Annotated in this window: 26 protein-coding genes; 16 read left to right on the top strand and 10 right to left on the bottom strand. The window is 58.1% G+C overall.

The genetic code is table 11. From position 1 onward, the window contains the following. The first annotated feature begins 39 nt into the window (after positions 1-39). The 4 genes from NLU14_RS12435 to soxR all read left to right on the top strand — a co-directional run bounded on the left by NLU14_RS12435 (position 40) and on the right by soxR (position 2,183). Positions 40-873 (top strand): YciI family protein, encoded by an 834-nt coding sequence (locus NLU14_RS12435; RefSeq protein WP_275706966.1) that lies wholly within the window; start codon positions 40-42, stop codon positions 871-873. 18 nt (positions 874-891) lie between these two features. Then, positions 892-1,251: a YciI family protein gene (locus tag NLU14_RS12430; protein WP_275706965.1), complete on the top strand. Its 360-nt coding sequence runs from the start codon at positions 892-894 to the stop codon at positions 1,249-1,251. A gap of 16 nt (positions 1,252-1,267) precedes the next feature. After that, the gene (locus tag NLU14_RS12425; protein ID WP_275706963.1) at positions 1,268-1,621 is read left to right on the top strand and encodes a DUF1428 domain-containing protein; all 354 of its coding nucleotides are present in this window, start codon (positions 1,268-1,270) and stop codon (positions 1,619-1,621) included. Between the two features lie 100 nt (positions 1,622-1,721). Further along, positions 1,722-2,183, top strand: a complete 462-nt coding sequence (gene soxR, locus NLU14_RS12420) for a redox-sensitive transcriptional activator SoxR (RefSeq protein WP_275706961.1) — start codon at positions 1,722-1,724, stop codon at positions 2,181-2,183. Between the two features lie 82 nt (positions 2,184-2,265). Here the strand turns inward: soxR and NLU14_RS12415 are convergent, their stop codons facing one another. Beyond that, a complete protein-coding gene (locus tag NLU14_RS12415; RefSeq protein WP_275706959.1) occupies positions 2,266-2,775 on the bottom strand; it encodes a cupin domain-containing protein in 510 nt (169 codons plus the stop codon). A 161-nt stretch (positions 2,776-2,936) separates the two neighbouring features. Here NLU14_RS12415 and NLU14_RS12410 point away from each other — a divergent pair, with 161 nt between their 5' ends. From NLU14_RS12410 to NLU14_RS12400, 3 genes are read left to right on the top strand one after another with little or no spacing between them, the layout of a single operon-like run. Next, positions 2,937-3,587, top strand: a complete 651-nt coding sequence (locus NLU14_RS12410) for an RNA polymerase sigma factor (RefSeq protein WP_275706957.1) — start codon at positions 2,937-2,939, stop codon at positions 3,585-3,587. Next, the gene (locus NLU14_RS12405) at positions 3,584-3,820 is read left to right on the top strand and encodes an anti-sigma factor family protein (RefSeq protein ID WP_275706955.1); all 237 of its coding nucleotides are present in this window, start codon (positions 3,584-3,586) and stop codon (positions 3,818-3,820) included. The genes NLU14_RS12410 and NLU14_RS12405 overlap by 4 nt, the downstream gene beginning before the upstream one ends. A 30-nt stretch (positions 3,821-3,850) precedes the next feature. Beyond that, the gene (locus NLU14_RS12400; protein WP_275706953.1) at positions 3,851-5,080 is read left to right on the top strand and encodes a MerC family mercury resistance protein; all 1,230 of its coding nucleotides are present in this window, start codon (positions 3,851-3,853) and stop codon (positions 5,078-5,080) included. Between the two features lie 18 nt (positions 5,081-5,098). Here NLU14_RS12400 and NLU14_RS12395 read toward each other — a convergent pair whose 3' ends face one another. Beyond that, positions 5,099-5,419 carry an ArsR/SmtB family transcription factor gene (locus NLU14_RS12395; protein ID WP_275706951.1) on the bottom strand — a complete coding sequence of 107 codons (321 nt, stop codon included), beginning with the start codon at positions 5,417-5,419 and terminating at the stop codon, positions 5,099-5,101. A 102-nt stretch (positions 5,420-5,521) separates the two neighbouring features. Here NLU14_RS12395 and NLU14_RS12390 point away from each other — a divergent pair, with 102 nt between their 5' ends. Next, positions 5,522-6,538, top strand: coding sequence for a permease (locus tag NLU14_RS12390; protein WP_275706949.1), 1,017 nt, complete (start codon positions 5,522-5,524; stop codon positions 6,536-6,538). Between the two features lies 1 nt (position 6,539). Here NLU14_RS12390 and arfB read toward each other — a convergent pair whose 3' ends face one another. Then, entirely contained in the window at positions 6,540-6,953 is a 414-nt protein-coding gene (gene arfB / locus NLU14_RS12385; protein ID WP_275706947.1) for an alternative ribosome rescue aminoacyl-tRNA hydrolase ArfB, read from the bottom strand. Positions 6,954-6,955: 2 nt separating this feature from the next. Beyond that, entirely contained in the window at positions 6,956-7,942 is a 987-nt protein-coding gene (locus tag NLU14_RS12380; RefSeq protein WP_275706946.1) for a CobW family GTP-binding protein, read from the bottom strand. Positions 7,943-8,082: 140 nt separating this feature from the next. On the opposite strand from NLU14_RS12380, the gene NLU14_RS12375 reads away from it, so the two are divergent. The 3 genes from NLU14_RS12375 (at position 8,083) to NLU14_RS12365 (ending at position 10,028) form a co-directional block, all read left to right on the top strand. Next, a complete protein-coding gene (locus tag NLU14_RS12375; protein ID WP_275706944.1) occupies positions 8,083-8,652 on the top strand; it encodes a DJ-1/PfpI family protein in 570 nt (189 codons plus the stop codon). Between the two features lie 47 nt (positions 8,653-8,699). Further along, the gene (locus NLU14_RS12370; protein ID WP_275706941.1) at positions 8,700-9,068 is read left to right on the top strand and encodes a ribbon-helix-helix domain-containing protein; all 369 of its coding nucleotides are present in this window, start codon (positions 8,700-8,702) and stop codon (positions 9,066-9,068) included. 99 nt (positions 9,069-9,167) lie between these two features. Then, entirely contained in the window at positions 9,168-10,028 is an 861-nt protein-coding gene (locus tag NLU14_RS12365; RefSeq protein ID WP_275706939.1) for a PA4780 family RIO1-like protein kinase, read from the top strand. On the opposite strand, the gene NLU14_RS12360 is transcribed toward NLU14_RS12365, so the two are convergent. From NLU14_RS12360 to NLU14_RS12350, 3 genes are all read right to left on the bottom strand, one after another. Further along, positions 10,025-10,420: a hypothetical protein gene (locus NLU14_RS12360; protein WP_275706937.1), complete on the bottom strand. Its 396-nt coding sequence runs from the start codon at positions 10,418-10,420 to the stop codon at positions 10,025-10,027. The two genes, NLU14_RS12365 and NLU14_RS12360, sit on opposite strands and share 4 nt — an antisense overlap. A 23-nt stretch (positions 10,421-10,443) precedes the next feature. Further along, positions 10,444-10,977 carry a hypothetical protein gene (locus NLU14_RS12355; protein ID WP_275706935.1) on the bottom strand — a complete coding sequence of 178 codons (534 nt, stop codon included), beginning with the start codon at positions 10,975-10,977 and terminating at the stop codon, positions 10,444-10,446. 135 nt (positions 10,978-11,112) lie between these two features. Beyond that, positions 11,113-11,787, bottom strand: coding sequence for a spermidine synthase (locus NLU14_RS12350; protein ID WP_275706933.1), 675 nt, complete (start codon positions 11,785-11,787; stop codon positions 11,113-11,115). Positions 11,788-12,054: 267 nt separating this feature from the next. Between NLU14_RS12350 and NLU14_RS12345 the strand changes: the two genes are divergently transcribed. From NLU14_RS12345 to NLU14_RS12325, 5 genes are read left to right on the top strand one after another with little or no spacing between them, the layout of a single operon-like run. Then, positions 12,055-13,251, top strand: coding sequence for a hypothetical protein (locus NLU14_RS12345; RefSeq protein ID WP_275706931.1), 1,197 nt, complete (start codon positions 12,055-12,057; stop codon positions 13,249-13,251). A gap of 21 nt (positions 13,252-13,272) precedes the next feature. Further along, positions 13,273-14,826 (top strand): hypothetical protein, encoded by a 1,554-nt coding sequence (locus tag NLU14_RS12340; protein WP_275706929.1) that lies wholly within the window; start codon positions 13,273-13,275, stop codon positions 14,824-14,826. Between the two features lie 26 nt (positions 14,827-14,852). Continuing rightward, positions 14,853-15,284, top strand: a complete 432-nt coding sequence (locus NLU14_RS12335) for a hypothetical protein (protein ID WP_275706928.1) — start codon at positions 14,853-14,855, stop codon at positions 15,282-15,284. After that, positions 15,281-15,982, top strand: coding sequence for a C39 family peptidase (locus tag NLU14_RS12330; RefSeq protein WP_275706926.1), 702 nt, complete (start codon positions 15,281-15,283; stop codon positions 15,980-15,982). The genes NLU14_RS12335 and NLU14_RS12330 overlap by 4 nt, the downstream gene beginning before the upstream one ends. Before the next feature lie 2 nt (positions 15,983-15,984). After that, positions 15,985-17,166 carry a transporter family protein gene (locus NLU14_RS12325; protein WP_275706924.1) on the top strand — a complete coding sequence of 394 codons (1,182 nt, stop codon included), beginning with the start codon at positions 15,985-15,987 and terminating at the stop codon, positions 17,164-17,166. Between the two features lie 30 nt (positions 17,167-17,196). On the opposite strand, the gene NLU14_RS12320 is transcribed toward NLU14_RS12325, so the two are convergent. Genes NLU14_RS12320 through NLU14_RS12310 form a run of 3 tightly spaced genes read right to left on the bottom strand, consistent with a single transcriptional unit; the run spans position 17,197 to position 19,703 of the window. Beyond that, a complete protein-coding gene (locus tag NLU14_RS12320) occupies positions 17,197-17,541 on the bottom strand; it encodes a YdbL family probable chaperone protein (RefSeq protein WP_275706922.1) in 345 nt (114 codons plus the stop codon). A gap of 29 nt (positions 17,542-17,570) precedes the next feature. Beyond that, positions 17,571-17,789, bottom strand: coding sequence for a YnbE family lipoprotein (locus NLU14_RS12315; RefSeq protein WP_275706920.1), 219 nt, complete (start codon positions 17,787-17,789; stop codon positions 17,571-17,573). Positions 17,790-17,804: 15 nt separating this feature from the next. Further along, positions 17,805-19,703, bottom strand: a complete 1,899-nt coding sequence (locus tag NLU14_RS12310; protein WP_275706918.1) for an intermembrane phospholipid transport YdbH family protein — start codon at positions 19,701-19,703, stop codon at positions 17,805-17,807. Between the last annotated feature and the right edge of the window lie 157 nt (positions 19,704-19,860).

Genomic DNA, 19,860 nt, shown 5'->3' with positions numbered 1-19,860 from the left:
CTTGGTTATACACATCGTTAAAAAGGGAGAACAGAAATCATGAAATTCATGCTTATGCGCAAGGCTGATAAAGACACCGAACAGGAAGTGATGCCTTCAGAGGGCTTGCTACAGGACATGGCCAATTACAACGAGGAAATGCTCGATGCCGGCGTGTTTGTCTCTGGAGATGGCCTTCGCCCCAGCCGGGACGGTTGCCGTATCGAGTTCAGGAACGGCGAACCACTCGTCACCGATGGGCCCTTCGCCGAAACCAAGGAACTTCTGGCCGGCTATACCATTCTGGAGGTGGCCTCAAAAGAGGAAGCCATTGCCTGGGCCACCCGGTGGCCAAAATCAGACGCGGACGGCAATGCCTGCCTGGAACTGCGTCCTTTCTTCGCGCTGGAGGACTTCGAGCCCAGTGCGGCTCTCGACCAGCACAGGCAGATGGGTGAGCGGCTTCAGAAAATGCCTGCACAAATAAACATACACCTCGCCTTTCCGGGTAACTGCAGGGAAGCGATGACCTACTATGCTGAGGTACTGGATGGCCGGATCGAAGCCATGGTCACCCACGGCGAAACACCCGTCGCCGAGGAAACACCGGCAGAATGGCACGACAAGATCCTCCACGGGTCCCTGAACCTGGGAGGCCGCCGGATTATGGGGGCCGACATGTCGGGTGACTGCTACACAAAACCCCAGGGTGTCCAGGTACATCTCGAGTACAGCGACGTGAAACAGGCGGAACAGGTTTTCAACCAGTTGGCGGAGGGAGGCAATATCTTCATGCCCTTTGAAGAAACCTTCTGGGCCCATCGCTTCGGCATGGTAACGGATCGTTTCGGAACACAGTGGATGATCAGTAACGAAATCGATGGCTGCAACTGAGCCTACAGGGAGAACTGCATGAAATACGTAGCACTGGTGTACTACCAGGAAAGCATCATCAACAGCATGACTGAAAAAGAATGGCATGACCTCAACCAGGAATGCATTGCCGGGGTGGAGAGACTCACTGATCAGGGCAAGTTCGTGACAGGTCAACCGCTACAGCCGATTGAGACGGCCACCACGGTAAGGGTCAGGGACGGCGAAGTGCTGATATCCGACGGCCCGTTTGCCGAAACCAAGGAACAACTGGCCGGCTTCTACCTGCTGGATGCCAACGACCTGAACGAGGCCCTGCAACTGGCCGGCCGAATTCCACCCGCACGTTTCGGCAGCATTGAAGTCAGGCCGGTGCGGGAGCTCCCCCCAAAAGACTGAGACAAGGAGAATTACGATGACTTATGTCGACGGATTTGTTGCAGCGGTCCCAACCGCCAACAAGGAGAAATACATAAAACATGCCAGCGATGCTGCGGTGGTTTTCAAGGACCACGGCGCCCTTAAGTTGGTGGAATGCTGGGGTGATGATGTCCCCGATGGTGAAGTGACCTCCTTCCCCATGGCCGTGAAGTGTAAACCGGACGAAACGGTGGTGTTTTCATGGATCCTCTGGCCGTCCCGCGAGGCCAGGAACAAGGGCATGCCGAAAGTTATGGAGGATCCCCGCATCCAGCCCAATGTGAATCCAATGCCGTTCGACGGTAAGCGGCTGATTTACGGTGGTTTTGAAACGGTCGTGGATGAGTAGAAGGCTGTGAGAACATCTTCAGCAGAGGAAAAGCTCCCTCTGCTGAGCTTAAGACCTCAAGTACGATTTAGGTCAATCACAGGTATGACTGGAGTTTGCTATGGCAAGCATCGGCGACGGAGAAATCAGGAGGGCTCTGAGCGTGGGCGAAGTCGCGGAACGCAGTGGGGTCGCCGTTTCCGCCATACACTTCTACGAGAAAAAAGGGCTGATCGAAAGCTGGCGCAACGCCGGCAACCAGCGACGCTTCCACCGGGATGTATTACGGCGCATTGCCATCATCAAGGTGGCTCAACGACTGGGCATCCCGCTTTCGGAGATTGGCGAGGCACTGGCAACCCTTCCCACCGGTCGCACTGTTACCGCCGGAGACTGGCAACAGCTATCGGAGACCTGGAAGGCCGACCTGAACCGGCGTATCGAGATGCTCATCGGGCTAAGGGACCAACTCAGCAGTTGTATTGGTTGCGGATGCCTTTCCATAGACTCCTGCAGGCTGCGCAACCCATGGGACGAGCTAGGCAGCGAGGGCCCCGGAGCACGGTTGTTGGAAACGGATTAAATATCCCCGGAGTCAGCAGGTTATTGGGACAGAAGTGGCGTTAATATCAGTGGTGCCAGATCCCGGCACCACTGATATCCAGTCAGTTCCGGGGATCGTCTTCCGGGTTGAGGTACTCAATACCCCAGGGGCCGGTACCGTGCAACTGGATGACAACCTCTTCTTCGGTGTAGCCAAACATCGGGTCGCCGGGCGACATGATCGCGACACTGCCCTCAGGCAGGGCTTTCGCCTTGTCACGTTCGATCTTTTCACCATGGGCGAAGTGAAAAGTGCCGGATAACACCGTCACCCGCTCATAAGCGGGATGTATGTGTGGCGCGATCACATAGTCTGCCGGCAACCGTAACCGCATGGTGAACGGCTCTTCCTTTGCCAGATCCCCTTCAATAATCGATATTTGCGCTCCGGGAGCCATGGAGCCTACCGGCCCCCACTCCAGTTCCGAAGGCGTCACCATCATGTGCCCTTCGCCCTGATAAGGCGTCGCCGCCAATGCCAGGGAAGATGAAACCAACAATGTCGCCAGCGCCAGGCACCGGCCACCAGTTCGGGGTGTACGGGGTGAACAAATGTTTGTGTTGCCTGCCATGGGTCCTATCCTCCTTATTAATGGGGTTGTTGGCCGGGAACCCTCCCGGTCGGCCGCAAGGACGCAGCAACAACCTGACTTGTTCCCGCAGCGGGCATTGGTATCTGGCGGGAACTCTTTCGCTGCCCGGCGCGTCCTTGCGGTGAAAGGCGGGAGAACACATGGCAACCAGCACCCGGCACGACCTTCCCGTGGCCAGCCCACAGGAACGAAAAGATCAGTTCGAGAAGCAGGTAGCACACCTGATGGATCGCCTGTATGGAACCGCTTTGCGCCTGGCAAGAAACCCGGACGACGCCGAGGACGTGGTTGCCGAGACAATTTCGAACGCCTGGAAGAAACTGGATCAACTGGACGACTGCGCGCATATGGAAGGCTGGTTGTTCAGGATTCTTCATCGCACATTCATATCTCAATGGCGCCGCCGGCAATGTCGTCAGGACAAGGAAGTAGAACTCGAGCCGGAGAGCGGCGATGACCGTTTCTCCCTGTTCGAGAAACTGCATCAGCCCTTCCTGCTCTGGTGGGGGGCGCCGGAAAAGGAGTTTATTAATACGCTGTTGCAGGAAGACATCGGAAAAGCCATCGATCACCTGCCGGATGCCTATCGAGTGGCGATCGTACTGGTCGAAGTGGAGGGCTACAGCTATGAAGAGGCCTCCCGTCTGCTCGGCCTGCCGCTGGGCACAATACGGTCCCGTATAAGCCGGGGCCGCTGCCGTCTGCAAAAGGCACTCTGGCAGCAGGCCCATGACGCCGGGCTGGCGAACTGCTGCAGCCAACCACCGGGAACCAGAGGAGGTGATGTATGACGGAGTCCTGGATTTCCTGTGAAGAGGTGGTCGAGCGCCTGGTCGACTACCTCCACCAAGAGCTGGACAACCACACCAGTGCGGAAATAGAACGGCATCTGGAGCGGTGCCACGACTGTTTCAGCCGGGCGGAATTTGAGCGCAGACTCAGGGAACGGATCGCTCGAAGCGGACAACAGGAAGCACCGGAAAGGCTGCGCCGCCGGATCCGGGAAATGATAGACCACTTCTGACCCGGCAGGACCTATCAGGAGGGCAATCCGATGGTCGCTATCCTTGGATACTCACCCCAGCAAATCACCGCCGCGGTTCAGGATATGTACAGCGCCGTGGCGGATACGCCCGATGCCCACTTCCATTTTCCGGTTGGCAGAGAAGCCCTGCGTGTTCTTGACTACGCCGCCAGTGATATGGAACTGCTGCCCGCAGGCGTTGCGGAGTCTTTTGCCGGTGTCGGTAACCCCTTCACTGCGCAGTCCATGAAGGTCGGAGACACCGCCCTGGACATAGGAGCGGGCGCCGGTAACGACTCCCTGATCGCAGCCTCAAAGGTAGGGCCGGACGGCAGAGTGATTGCGCTGGACCTGACCGCCGCCATGACCCGAAAACTGAAACATCACAGCCATGGCCGTCATCCCAACCTGGAAGTCATCCAGGCCTCTGCGGAACACCTGCCCCTGGCGGATGAAAGTATCGACTGCATCACCAGCAACGGCGCCCTCAACCTGGTACCAGACAAACGCCGGGCCATCCGCGAGATGTTCCGGGTACTGAGGCCCGGGGGGCGGCTGCAACTGGCCGATGTGGTGATAGACAGGCCGGTGAACGTCAACTGCGATTCCGATCCGCGCCTGTGGGTTGAGTGCGTGGTCGGTGCCACTGTGGAGGACAGCCTGCTGGCCATGCTGGGTGATGTGGGATTTGAGGACATCCGCATTCTGCGCCGGCTGGACTACTTTGCCCATAGCCCCAGTCAGCAAACCCGCGAGATTGCCCAAAGCTTCGGTGCCCACTCGATCGAGTTGACCGCGAAAAGGGCCGGCCAGGCACCTGCCTGGTGGAACCAGTGGCTGCGACGCGCCAGTCCCAAGCGCTGGCTCGCGGACCTTCATCGCAGGGGCTTTCTCGGCGTGGCCGCCCTGGTGATGGCGCTGATCAGTTGCTACGGAGCTCTGGCCGCCGTGGGCATACTCGCTGCCCTGGGGGCCGGGATAACCCTTAATCCCCGGCTCTGGGGCGGCGCGATCGCCCTGTTCACAATCCTTGCCACCGTGTTCATAGCCGCCGGATTTCGTCGTCACCGTTCAGCTATGCCAGCTGCCTTCGCCGCTATCGGCTCCGGGTTTGTCCTTTATGCCCTGTTTGTCGACTACAGCGTGATAACGGAATTGGCCGGGTTCGTGCTTCTGGTCGGAGCAGCGGCCCGGGATCTGTACCTGCGCCGACGGGAGGAAGCCGCACGTCTTGGATTGGGAAGCCGGAGTCACACCTGAATACAGATGGCTCGGAGGCTATGCCCCGTTGCCGGAAGTGCCACTGGCGGCCTCATGCCCCATGCAACACTCATCCTGAAGGAACCCCGTCAACTCCTCCAGCAATTGGAAGTTGGGCAGGCACGTAATAACGCGGCTACGTTTCACCTGCCGAATAAGGCCGGCATTGGCCATGCGTGACAGGTGATGAGACAGGGTCGACCCCGGGATATCAAGCTGGCGCTGCACCTCACCAACGGATGCGCCGTCGTGACCCGCCTTCACGAGATACCTGAAAATCGTCAGCCTGTGGGTGTTTCCAAGTTCAGCCAGACACGTGGCCGCTTCTTCATTCGTCATCGCCACCACCTTTAATTCGATAGTTCTAGAAATTTACTTGACACGCACACAGAGCGCAATTTAACTTTATATTTCCATATATCTAGAAATATAGAGGTTATCATGTCACAGGAAATGCAAGACACCCTGGGTATGTTCGCTTTTCTCGCCATAGAATTATCCTTCCTGTTCCTGTTGATCAGCCTGCTGGTTGGCGTATTACAGCGGTATGTGCCACAGGAGAAAATTGCAGCGCTGCTCAGTGCCCAGCGTGGGCGCAGTTATCTGCTTGCTGCGTTGTTGGGTGCCATCACCCCCTTTTGCAGCTGCTCGACAATCCCGCTACTCAAAGGACTCATCCGGGCCCGTGCCGGGTTCGGTCCGATGATGGTTTTTCTGTTTGCCTCCCCCCTGCTGAACCCGATTATTGTGGTACTGCTTGCCGCAACCTTCGGCCTGGCACTGACGGGCATATACGTTACCTTCGCCTTCCTGGTATCCGTAATCGCCGGATGGTCGCTACAGACGCTGGGATTTGAACGCTATGTTCTGAACGTCAATGCCGTTCAGGGCAGCTGCAAAGCGGCGACCGGCAAGAGCCAGCCAGCGAAGGATACGAAGCCCACTGGTTCGGGTGGAGGCTCTGTGGGAAGTGGTTCTATCGCCTATGGCCAGGGGTACGCAGCACCAATCGTGTCATACTACGAATCGCTCCTCTGGGATATCCGGTCAGGGAAATTCGAGGGTCTCTGGAGCGAGACCTGGGCAGATTTCCGGAAAGTGCTCCCCTATCTGATACTGGGCATTACCATTGGAAGCGTTATCTATGGTTTCGTTCCTACCGGTTTACTGACTGAATATGCCGGTGCCGATAATCCTTTCGCCATACCTGTCGCCGCCGTCATCGGGGCTCCGCTCTATATTCGCGCAGAAGCGGTCATCCCACTCGCTGCGGCTCTGCTGAGCAAGGGTGTCAGTGCGGGAGCCGTCATGGCGTTGATTATTGGCAGTGCGGGCGCCAGCCTGACAGAGCTGATTCTTCTGAAGTCCCTGTTTCGCTCGACGCTGGTGGCCGTGTTCCTGATCGTGGTTATTGGCATGGCGGTAAGCGCCGGTTATGCAACTTACCTGCTGTACTGAATTAAAGCGGCACCTTGCCCCGTAAGGCCTTGGTTTTGCCTTTCTTGGTCTTTTTATCGACACGCCGGCGTTGGGAGCCTTTGGTGGGGCGGGTAGGCCGGCGTGCTTTCTGCTGTTTCACCGCCTCCTGAATCAGTTCCTTCAGGCGCTCAAGGGCGTCTTCCTTGTTCAGCTCAAGGGTGCGGAACTTCTGCGCCTTGATAACAATGATGCCTTCCTTGCTGATGCGCTGGTCAGACAGGCTCATCAGCCGCTCCTTGTAAAACGGCGGCAGGCTGGAGTTGGGAATATCGAAGCGCAGATGGACCGCCGACGCTACCTTGTTGACGTTCTGCCCTCCTGCGCCCTGGGCGCGGATCTGGGTCAGCTCTATCTCCCAGTCACCCAACTCCACAGCGTTGGAAATTTTCAGCATGATTATTCCGTTTGCCCTATTGCTTCTCGCAGGCTGGCATCCAGCTCATCCGCATCCAGGCTCTGCTCGCTTATGAGCTCAATACGGGACAGATCCCTTGGTTCGCATTCAGACACCGAGAGGGCGCCGTCCGCCATATTGATGGTCCGCCAGCCTTCACTGGTGTGCACCACCGCCTTGAACCTGACAAAGCGGCTATCCATGGCCAACACCAGCAGCCCGGTTTCCAAAAATACCGTATCCGAATGTACCCGCCAGCCCAGGCTGAAATGGCCCTGCCCCTGGTTACTGACCTGCTGCCAGGGTTCATCCCGGATGTCGGGAACAGGCAGCGGCTCCGCCGAACCATGATGATGGTGGTGGGCATGGGGCGAACCCACCTCTGACAACCCGGTTTCGCCATCAAGCCAGCCAATATCCATCCGGCCCTGTCGGGTATGGAACACAGCGGTTTTCGCCGGCTGCAGGCTGCCCACCCATTCATCAAACCGGGCAAGCTGCTCCGGCTGGCACAAGTCCGTCTTGTTGGCCACGACAATATCGGCCGCGGCAACCTGGTCCCGGAACTGTACATTCTCCACAACCCTGGGCTCCTCAAGCCGTCTCGGGTCAACCAGGCAAAGCACCGGCCCCAGTTTCAGCACATCCTGGTAGTGCTCTCCCGTCAGGGTCTCGATAATCTGGGAGGGGTGCCCCAGCCCCGTGGGTTCAATCAGCAGCCGGTCAGGTTTGGCTTTATGGATCAACTGGTTGAGGCCAATCTGCATCGGCAGACCGGCCACACAGCACATACACCCACCGGGCACTTCCCTTACAAAAGCACCTTCGGTTTCCAGCATGGCGCCGTCAATGCCCACTTCACCGAACTCGTTCACCAGCACCGCCCAGGCTTCGTTCTCCGGCTTTTTCTTCAGCAGGTCCAGTATGGTGGTGGTTTTCCCTACCCCCAGAAAGCCAAGCACCAGGTTGGTCGGTATCGGTGAAGTCATGGGTCGCCCGTGTTGGAAAATGGAAGAATCGGTACAGCCGCGTGTTATAACATAACACTGTAGTATTCCCCTAATACCCGCTGTTGTTCCGCCCTTGTTACTGTAAACAGGCTACCACTAACAAGCACAAGGAGCAGGGTATGAGCGGTAAGAAGATTCTGATGATCACCGGTGATTTCACCGAAGACTACGAAACCATGGTGCCCTTCCAGGCACTGCAGGCTGTTGGCCACACGGTTCATGCGGTATGCCCGGACAAGAAGTCAGGGGACACCGTAGCCACGGCCATTCACGACTTCGAGGGCGACCAGACCTACACCGAAAAGCCGGGCCACCGGTTTGCCCTGAATGCGGACTTCGCCGGGCTCAATCCCGCCGACTACGACGCCCTGGTGGTCCCCGGCGGCCGGGCACCGGAATATCTGCGCCTGAACGAAGACGTAAAGAACCTGGTGCGCCACTTTTTCGAAACGGAAAAACCGGTGGCTGCCATCTGCCACGGAGCGCAGCTACTGGCCGCCGCCGGCGTGCTTGAGGGCCGCGAGTGTTCCGCCTACCCGGCCTGCCAGCCGGAAGTGGAACTGGCCGGGGGCCGCTTTGCCGCCATCGACGTTGACGCCGCGGTGACCGATGGTAATCTGGTGACAGCACCGGCATGGCCAGCGCACCCCCAATGGCTGGCACAGTTTTTCAAACTGCTGGACAAGTGACGGAAACGGGGCCGTTACGGCGGCCCCGGATTCATGAGGATAGCGCCATGTGCAAACTCTTCGTCCACGCGGATTCCGATCTTTGGGTCAGCCGCACCCATTCCCTGCGCATCGACGGCATGGTGACCAGCATTCGCATGGAAAACGCCTTTTGGAACGCCCTCACGGAAATCGCCGCCCGGGACGGCATGAACCTGCCCCAGATGATCACAAAGCTGTACCATGAATCCATCGACGCCGGACACGATCTTGGCAACTTCACCTCGTTCCTGCGGGTCTGCGCCATGCGTTACCTCGCTCTGCAACTCAGCGGCGATATCCCCCGCGACACCCAGGTACCCATTGCCTCACTGGATGCCGACAAAATCCTCGCCAGGAACATGGACCAGAAGCCCCCCAGCGAAGCCACGCACTAAATGAGGGGTCTTTTACCAATTTCAGGTAAGATGCCCCCATACGTGCCGGTCGAAACACCCGATGACCCGCCAGGCCCAACCAGCCCACCGAAAGGATCTATGAAGATACCAAAACGATTACAGCCACTTGTCGACGATGGCATGGTGGACGAAGTGTTGTACCAGTTGATGAGCGGCAAGGAAGCCCAGGTATTCGTTGTACGCTGTGGCGACAGTGTACGCTGTGCCAAGGTCTACAAAGAGGCGCAGAAACGCAGCTTCAAGCAGGCCGTGCAATACCAGGAAGGCCGCAAGGTTCGCAATAGCCGCCGGGCCCGAGCCATGGGCAAGAAAACCCGCTATGGCCAGAAGGAACAGGAAGATGCCTGGCTGAACGCCGAAGTGGATGCCCTGTACCGATTGGCAAGCGCCGATGTACGTGTACCGGAACCTTTCGGGTTCGTGGATGGCGTACTGCTGATGGAAATGATTACCGATGAAGACGGCAAAGCCGCGCCCCGGCTGGACGATGTCACCCTGACGCCGGAGCAGGCTCGGGATTACCACAGCAAGGTGATTGCTGATGTGGTTCGCATGCTCAGCGCCGGCCTGATTCACGGCGACCTGTCGGAATTCAACGTTCTGGTGGATCCTACTGGCCCGGTCATTATCGACCTGCCCCAGGCCGTCAACGCCTCCGGCAACAACAGCGCCGAGCGAATGCTGGAACGGGATGTGGACAATATGCGCCGGTATTTCGGGCGTTTCGCGCCGGAACTGCTGAACACCGACTACGGCAAGGAAATCTGGGCGCTCTACGAATCAGGCGACCTGCACCCCGACAGCAAGCTGACCGGTTGCTTCGAGCACGACACCGAAAGCGCCGATGTGGACGAGCTCATGGCGGTTATTGACGCCGCCAAGGAAGAGGAGCGGGAACGCCAGGAACGCCTCCGGGATGCCGAGGAAGGCGACGACTAGCCGGGCTCACCCACAAACCTGCCCACCATGCGATCAGACAGCATCAGGTGGGCGAGTGCCGGGTATGGCAGGTAATGACTGAGCAGGAATATCACGGCCCCCATGTCCAGCCCGGTGGACAGTCCAACGTAAGCGGCCCAGGCTACGAACAGCGCTCCGAGGAAGCCACCATAGGACCACAGCACCCGGGCACGCTCTTCACCGGTCGGCACCCGCTTCAGTACGCGGGCCACCGACCAGCTGATATAGACTGCAATCAACGCCGCGATAACCACCGACACCAACACGCCCGTCAGCCCAAACAGGAAACGCGCCAGATAGTTGGTGAGAAAAAAAAGAACAATGGCGCTGACGGCAATGATGGTTACCCGCGAACGCTTCAGATCGTCCATAGACAGAATCCCGGCTGGTTATATCAGATGGTTTGCACTGTTTTAACATTCCGGGCGTCGAGAAGCGACTTTGCTTCCTGTAGCTGCTGTGCGCTGGATGCGTGAACCGTCAGAACATATTTGCCTTTGCGTAAGGCGGACTGCGCCTTCATCAGATAGGGCGTGTGATCCGGACGGATTGTCACCGCCCCGGCGAGCAACAGCCCCAACACCAACCCAAGCGCAGCAAGCACCGAGGCGGCGACCACCGCATTCTGGGCTATGAACCCGATGCCAAGGGCACTCAGTATCAGAAATACGATAAACCCCGTCACCGCACCGCCAGCACCCAATCCGACATGGGAACGTACCAGCGTTTGCCAGATACCCTGGTCCTCGGGCTCCAGTTCCCTGCCCTGATGCCGGTCCACGGGGCTCAGCACAGTTACCTGTTCATCCGTCAGGCTGGTTCCTTCCTGAAGCGCTTTCGCAACTCCCCTGGCGTCCGGCTCTGTGTCAAAGACTGCGGCCACCTTATGGCTTTCCTGCTCGCCGGTCAGACTCATTGAGGGTTTCATGAAAATACCTCCCTGAGCGTCTCAGAGAATTGAATGAGGCTCTTACTACCAACATTGCCCCTTAATCGTAAAATACAACCCGGATACCTGTATTTCGAATGACCATTTGGCAATAGGGTGTGCAGCAGGCGCCTGCTACCAGGCCAGCCAAATCACATGACGGGCACCCTTGCCCGGACGCAGGGCCCGCACCGTGATCGGCTCCACGGAAAATCCTACACGGCGCAGCCTCTCGGTAAATGCGTGCTCTAGCCCGGCTGACCAGTATGCCAGTATGCCGTCGGGGCTCAGGGATTTCTGTGCGGCGGCGATGCCAGCCGGGGAATAGATCCAGTTATTCTCCTTGCGGGTAAGCCCCTCCGGGCCGTTGTCCACATCCAGCAGGATGGCGTCCCAGTTGCCATCGCCCTCCCGCAGCAGCTCCGCCACATCGCCAATGTGAACGCTGGCCCTGGCGTCGCTCAACGGGTGCCCGGCCGCAGCCCCCAGCGGCCCCCGGTTCCACGCCTCCACTTCGGGAACCAGTTCGGCCACCGTTACGCGGGCATCTTCCCCCAGGGCGGACAACGCCGCTGCCAGTGTAAACCCCATTCCCAGCCCACCAATCAAAACGCGTGGCGCACCCAGCCCGGCAATACGCTCACAGGCAAGCGTGGCCAGGGCATCCTCCGAGCCGTGCAAGCGGCTGTTCATCAGCTCACCGGTTGTGCCGGCAATCTTGATGGAGAATTCATCATTGCGTTGCAGCAGGCGCAACCGGGTCCCATTACCGGGAATGGTTGCGGTACCAATTTCGTTGAAGCGAGCCATTTAGCGTTCCGGGTGGACGATACGGACCAGCATATTAACCTGCCAACGCCATCATGCAATGTTTATCAGACCTATTGCCCCCACAAAGGTCTGCCTATTTTATTGACAGTTATAGCTATCAAGCCTAGGCTATTTTTTGAGCACCTGAAACCACCGCCTCGTCCCAGAGATGCATTCGGGTGAAAGGTCTGAGCGCCAGACACATGCTGTAAGGTGATGACGTTCTCTCCTCTGAGGCTCTGAAAAGAAGCCTGTTGGGGGTCCATCATGAATCTTTATTACCTCGCCCTGTCCGGGGCAATGTCTATTGCCTTCGTAGGCACTTCACTTGCCGGCCCTACTCCGCTGAATAGTCAGGATCTTGACAGAATCACTGCCGCCGGCAGCACTCCTGCACCCAATGGCGGTGCTATCGTGGGTAATGGTTCAACGGCCAACCTGCTGTCTGCCGGTGAAGTCCGGATTGAACAGGAATCCCAGTCAGGTGTGCGCGCGCTGAACTTTATCAACAGTAGCGAAAGCACTGTTGCCAACGGAGTCAACTTGTTCGATGGGGGCAGCACCCCAGAGATTTCCGCTGCCGGGTATGAGATTTCCCAAAGCAATGTCGTTACCCAGGACCAGCGCCGACTCTCGTCTTTGCCCTCCTATGAGCGCGGCGCCAATACCGAAACCCTGAGAACCAACACCGGATCCTATAGCAGCGAGACTTCGTCGTCTCTGTATGATCAAGTAACCAATCTTGAACAACACACCACCTCGGAACAAATCACCACAGAAGGTGGCTTCAGCCTCTCGGAAGCCTCCACATTCAGCCTGGAACTGGATGGCGACCTGGAACTCGGGGCCGGCGACCCGGTTTTCGACGGCAACGGGTCCTACGCTGTCGAGTTCAATGCGCCCAGTGCGAGTAAGGCCGTGGGAGTGGTCTTTAACGGTGAACTGAATATCGGTGTAGACGCGGGCAATATTCTGGTAGATACCGGCGATGCCGGCATTACTGTTGATATAGGCCTGCCTCAACTGGATCTGGACTTCGACGCCATGGGCTGTGTTGCCCTGAACGGCAGTTGCACCATTAACGGCAGCCGAACCACGACTGACGAGCAGATCAGCGACCACTCTACCCTCTATACCCTGGATGAAAGCAGCAGTACCAGCAAAACATGGGACAAGGTGGAACACGAGATCGTCAGCGCACCTTTCACCCTGAAGGACGCCCAGGCAGAGTACATTGTGGTGGATGAATCCAGCATTGACGTTAATACGGCCTACCTGGTGAGTCTGTCCGGCGGTGCACAATCCGGATTACGTGCGATGAACCTGGTCAACGCCGCCGGCAGTGCCGTCGCCAATGGCGTGAACATTGCCACCAGCCGGGGTGCCGGAACAGGCGTGGCAATGAAGGCCAGTGGACCACAATACTCACTCAATCAAACCAATGTAATCAACCACAGCCGCTGATACTGAAGAGGGAACAATCCCATGGCGGCTCTCATGATCAGGGTGGGCATGTTGCCCGCCCTCACACTGATCATCACCCTGGCTTTGCAGGGTCAGCCGGCAGAGGCCGCTGCGCTCGATGACCGGGGGTTATCTGCCATCACAGCCTCCAGCGCAGCGGCGATGCGGCCAGGCAACCCGGCTAGCGGCCTGGTTGTGGAAGGCACGCTCGATAACAAACAGCAGCAACAGGTAACCCTGGAAAACGGGGCTCAATCCGATGTTCGGGCCATGAACCTGCTCAATGTCAGTGGTGCCGACAGCATCCAGGCACTGAATTTCTATCATTCAGGCCGTGATTCACCACCTCTGGACGCCCGGCTAAGCCAGGAAAATCGCTTATTCCAGACAACAGGCAACCTTGCCCGCCTGGCACACTTTGAAGCCGGCGCCCCTGTAACCGAGAAGATCTCCCGTGTGGTTTTCAACGCTGGCAGCACTTCAAACATCCATGAATCGATGACACAGTTTGATCAACGGGTGTCCTCCGAAATCATCACAACACGGCTCGATGCCACCGTTACGCCCCGGCGGATAGGATTCTTTGACGAGCCGGTGTCTCTCGGCGTGTCTCCCGTTTCCCTGCCGGATTTCACCATAGGTGGTAGCTGGGAGGTATTGGGTTACGATCTCCCGCTGCCCGCCACCCTGACTGTTTCAGGGGCCGAGTTTTTCCCGGGCAATGTGACTCTGGAAGGCAGCGACGTTAAGTTTTCAGGACCTCGCCTGAGCATTCCCGACGTCACATTCACAGCCTGTCTGATTCCGCCCTGTGGTGAGGGTGACGGCGTTCAGGTCACGCTCACGGGGGCCACTGTCCAACTGGACGATATCATTCTGGAAGGGGTTAACCCGGCGGGGGATCTCGGGGTCGAACTGGGCTACGCCATCGCCGGCGATGGCAGCATTGCCTTTGACAGCGGTGGTATTGAATTCTCGGGCGCCATTCCCCTCGACCTGGGCACCCTCGCCGATTTCACTTTCGGCATCCTGCTGCCGGAACTGGGGGACGTTGGCTCGGCCATTAACAGTCTCGACCTGCCCGGGTTCGAGATACCGGTGGACGAAAGCATCGATTTCCCCGAACCCGACGGCTTCAATCGCCAGATTGGCGCTGGTGAAACCTGCCAGTTCAGTCAGACACAAAACCAGTGCGCCCCCATAGACACAACAACAACCCGAGTAGAATACAACAATCACTCCATCACGCAGACCCGCGAGCATCAATCCGCCAGCAACGAATCCCTGCTGACGTATGACGTTAAACGCGAACGCGGCGAGCTACGCCTGCGCACCAGGCAATCACGTGTGACGGTGATCAGGCAATCCTCTGCCAGGGAGCGGCGCTACAACCTGGTGGTGATTCGTGGACAGTCCCAACGGGGTGCCCGGGTAATCAACGGTGTGAATGCGGCATCAGCCCTGGTAGGCAACGGGCTTAATGTCACGGCCATTTCCACAACGCACCAGGGCACGGCAATGCCGCTACACAGAATGAACCAACAAAACCAGTTCACCCAGATCGGCGGACTGTAACCGTGACGCAAAAGGAGCAGTTCGTCATGATCAGACAATGGAAAAAGGCTGTATTCGTCGCCCTGGTTGCCTGCTGGCCTTTGCAGGCTATGGCGGAAAAACGTCAACCCCTGGATGATGCCACACTTCACACCATCACAGCAGGTGCCGCCGGTAGTGACAGGACGGAAATACTGACATTCGATGTGGTCAGAACCACCCGCTCCGGCCGGGTTATTACCGCCGACGGAAGCCTGTATGCGGCCGGGTTCAGCCCAGGCATTGCGCCGGGTTACCTGAACCTCAGTGGCGGTGCGCAAAGCGGCCTTGGTTCGGTGATTAACATCAACGCGGTGAATTCAGCGGTAAACGTGCTGCTGAACCTGAACATCTCGATCGATTCCCGTATCGGGGCCATTAACCAGGCAAACCTGAACGGTTTGCCATCTGGCATAACGGGCATTGGCGGTCTGAAATGACTGTCCGCTTTATCTGCCGGTTTTATCAGGTGGCAATGCTGATCATGGGTGTCGGGCTGACTGCCCCACTTTATGCGGCCAGCGTTTCCGTTGACAGCAACGCCGCGCGCTTCCAGGCACCGGTCCGCTCGTTTCTGGAACTGCGTGAACGTAACCTTGTGCGTCAGGGCTGGGACATCAGCTGTGGCGCCGCGGCCCTCAGCACCATACTGACCTACGACTACAACGAACCATACAGTGAGGCGACCATAGCGGTCAGCATTCTCGCGAATACCGACCCCGCCCTGGTGCGCAGGCGTGGCGGATTTTCCCTGCTGGACCTGAAACGCTTCGCAGAAGCCGTGGGGTACTCCGCAAATGGTTACGGTGAACTGGCCCTGGAAGATCTGGCGGATTTTGACGCTCCGATGATATTACCGGTTCGGATACGGGGGCTGGACCACTTCGTGGTTTTCCGGGGAGTTGCCGCAGGCAAGGTGCTTATCGGCGACCCGGCCTTCGGCAACCTGACACTCTCACAACACCAGTTCCGTCAGTTCTGGACCAGCGGTATCGGCTTCGTGGTGGAACCGGCCGATGCCAGCGACAAACGACGTGCTGCGCTGGCATCGGAGGCCATGCATCTGAGTGTGCCTGATCTCAACTATGTTTACCGACTAAGCCGCGGCGCCGGCCCGGTGCCGGCCACGAGGCGATAATCATGCATCGCCGGTTGTCCTTCACGGCAGTGCTGGCTGTATGCCTGATGCCCTTCAGTGTCCTCAATGCACAGACAGATCTGATACCACCGGAACAGACAGACACCTTGCGCCGTGTTATTGAGCAGCAAAACCGGCTGATCGAGCAGCTCAACCGGAAAATTCTGTTGCTGGAGCAGCGCGTTTCGGATATCGAACAATCCAGGCCGGATGCAGCTGTCGGCCAGAGCGATGGGACGCCAGCACAAGCGCCGCCTCTGCCAGAACTGAGCCAAGAAGAGCAACGTGAACAGGAACGTCTGGTGCGCACCGCCTTCCAGCAAACGCTGATTGAACGCAGCGGACTGTTGCTGCCACCCGGCACAGTCGATGTCGAACCTTCACTGTCATACGCTCACAGTTCTGCCGACAATATCGTCATCGACGGATTCACCATCCTGCCGGTACTTGTCGTGGGTGATATCGTGTCTGAACGGGTCAAGCGCAACCAGACGACCGCCGCACTGACCACCCGCATTGGCCTGCCCTGGGATTCACAACTGGATGTTCGCATTCCCTATGGTTACAGCGAAGAACGCAGATTTAGTGCTGACAATGAAGAAACAATCAGCAGTGCCGATGGGCTGGGTGACATTTCCCTGGGCATCAGCCATCAGCTGCTTTATGGCGAAGGTAGTTGGCCGGATATTCTTGCCAGCCTGCGCTGGAAATCCACCAGTGGGCGCAGCCCGTTTGATGTAACAGAACGCAACCCGATTGCCCTTGGAAGCGGCTATGATTCTATCAACCTGGGCCTAACCGGCGTAAAGGTGGTGGACCCGCTGGTGTATTTTGGCGGCGCCAATTACAGCTGGAACCTCTCCACGCGGGAAGACGCGGGCCGCTTTGAGCCGGGAAACAGCATAGGCTTCTCCCTCGGTACGGCTATTGCCCTGAACCTGACCAGTTCGCTGTCGTTTGCCTACGACCAGCAGTTTACCGAACGCAGCCGTCTGGATGGCGAAGCCGTTCCGGGCTCCTACCTGACAACCGGAACCTTTTCGGTGGGCGGGTCCTTTGCCATCAGCAACTCACAAACTGCAGACATTTCATTGGGCATTGGCGTCACCGAAGACTCACCAGACGTACAGATCGGTGCATCCATGCCGCTCAGGTTCCGCTGGTGGGGCGAGGGCGATCACTAGTGCGCTGCAGGCGTCCCGGGGCACTGCTATCTATTTTTTGACCCACTCCCCATCCTTCAGGATGTACTGCCCCGACGGTGTCTTATCCAGTGCTTTCTGGCCGGCCACTGTTTCCACCTGGGTTACGGGAATGTCGTGTTTTTCTGCAATGCGGGCGTATTCGTCACGCCTGGCCTTGTTGATGGCCTCGACAATACCGCGGGCATTACCGTCAGCCTTGACCACCTCCAGATAACCGGTTGGGGTTTCGCCCACCAGCCCCTGCTGTTTTGCCGCATCCAACCGACTTTTAGCTTCTTCCAGCCCCATCGAAAAGGCGGGCGCGGCCAGGCAAAGCACAAGGATGAACGCACTGAGTTGTGCAAACCGTTTCATGAGTGACCCCCTGGATTCAGAATTGACCATCAGAACAAGCCCTTCTCGCCGAAAAGTTCTTCCACGTCTTTATCCACCTTCACGTAAATTTCGTGCTGGATCTTGACGTTCAGGTTCACGGTGATGGGCTCCTTGGGTGCCTCCATCCGCACGGTGGGTGTGCATGCTGCCACACCCAGAGCAAGCGCGAGTATCACCAGTGTATTACGACCCTTCCCGGGCGAACCGCCCGGCCTGTATTCGTCCATCTGCCTCACTCCTGATTAATTCCCCGATTCGGTTGACTGGCGCTCCGTACCCCGTTTCTGCATCAGGTTGCGCACTTTTTCCGTCACGGCTTCATTGACCCGGCCACTGAGCTGCAGGCTGGTCAGCAACGCCGGTATGTCCTCTTCCAGGTTGATGTTGAGTACGATCGGGTGCCCGTCGCGCACATCGGGGCTGCTGCCCTCAAGGCGCAACCCCAGAACCAGCGTACCATCCTGAGCATAGTCTATCGTGCTGGTGAGAACGGAGTAGTTAAAGTTTTGCATGGCACGGACCACCAGTGTCATCGCCTCGTTACCCTGTGCCATGCCCTTCAACCGGTCTGCCGGCAGCTTCAGTGTGCCGCCGGGGGCCACCGCCTCTACCTGCCCGGAATCAATGCTGACCCCCTGCCCGCTGATTCGCAGCGGAACTGTTCCCTGAAGCACACCACTGCCTGCAAGACCCTCCGCAGGGTACACCTGCATCAGTTGCGAAAGTTCAATGCCGGAAAGTTCAAGAGGAACCCGCAGGGGCATTTGCGAGAGTTGCCATTCTCCGGGGTCGACCCGAACACGGCCGCCCAGAAGCTCCGCGGTCGCCCGGTCCAACGTCAGCGCACCGGCGGTAAGCTGCCCCGTGGTCGAGCGATAGCGACCGGCAACCTGGATGTTGTTGAGGGCAATGCCCGGATTGACTGTATCCAGTGCAAGGCTGGGCAACCGTATACCCAGTTGGTTGCCGGCGAGGTCAATGGTTGTCTTGCCATTGAGACCTGCCCAGGCTGTCCGGGCATACAGCCCGCCAAGGCCCTCAAAATCAATCTCCCCCTTAACCTGGGTTTCTTCGGGTGGAAAACTCAGGCCCAGGGTTGCTTTGATGTTCCCCTCTCCGATCTCAAGTTCCTCCGGCCAGGCGGTGAATGTATCCGCCAGTGCCTGCCCTCCCGGTTCACCCGTGGCAGTCATTTCAACATCCAGTTCGGGAACACCATTGAACGGGAAGCTGAGATCAATATCGGCTGCGGCACCGGCATCGGAAGACAGCCTGCCGTCAAGACCCAGACTTTCCAGGGTGCCATCCACCCGACCGTCAAGACGCCAGGGTTGGGAATGCAACTGTGAGTGGTGGATAGCTGCCGTGGTTGCGCTTGCACGGCCCACGTAATCCAGGCTCTCCAGCATCATTGGTTGCAGGCTATACCCGGCCGTCAGTTCCCCTCCAGCCAGCTTAACGTTGAGCTTGTCCAACCGCACGGTGTCGTCCGGGGCATCCACCCCGGCAAATTCGAGATGGGTGTTTTCCCTGAAATCCAGAGTCGCGGATTCCTCACTGGCCCTACCGGCAAACAGCAAGTTTGCCCTCCCCTCATTGAACTGCCATCCGGCGAGGGTCACCCCGCCAATCGGAGCCTCTATGTTCATCGAATCCGTGACCACTTCACGTTCGTCAGGCACGGATAGGCGAGTAACAGCCAGATCCCCCTCCACGCGTATACCTTCCGGAAGCGAAAGCACAAGTTGCTCTACAGAAATTGCGTCAGGCAACCAGAGCGGCAGATCACGGGCAAACCCTGTGGAGTCGCCCTGCTCCCCGGAGCCGGGCCACGCCGGGATATCCACGGTCAATCGGCCCACCCGGACCACATTCGGCATCGGCCCATACCAGTGCCAACTCCAGCCCAACGACAAATCTTTGCCCTCGGCAACATAGGGCTGACCATCCCGGATCTGGCTTACGGAAAAACGTTCAATCTGAACACCGGACAGCGACAGCGCAACGCCCTGCCATTGGAAATTCCGGACATTGTTCAACTGCCGCCACTCCTCCCAGGCAACGCGGGCATACCAGGCGCCGGCAAGCACCAGCAGCACAAGCAGGGCCAGCAGCCAAAACAGAAAACGGCGTAGTGTCATAAAGGGCGTCGGATCTTGTCGGAGAACGGAGGACTCATTGACACCTCGGGGCTGAAAGCGGTTACCCATAGTTGGCAAAACGGCCTCAAGCCGTCAAGTGGCGTGTGTGGGAACACAAATCAAAGCAAACTTTAACCTGACAAACCAATGCCGGGCC

Source organism: Marinobacter iranensis, assembly GCF_029207565.1.
In the GTDB taxonomy this organism is placed as follows: Bacteria; Pseudomonadota; Gammaproteobacteria; order Pseudomonadales; family Oleiphilaceae; genus Marinobacter; species Marinobacter iranensis.
Note: the sequence above shows the minus strand (reverse complement) of the source record. Positions and strands in the feature narration are given on the sequence as shown.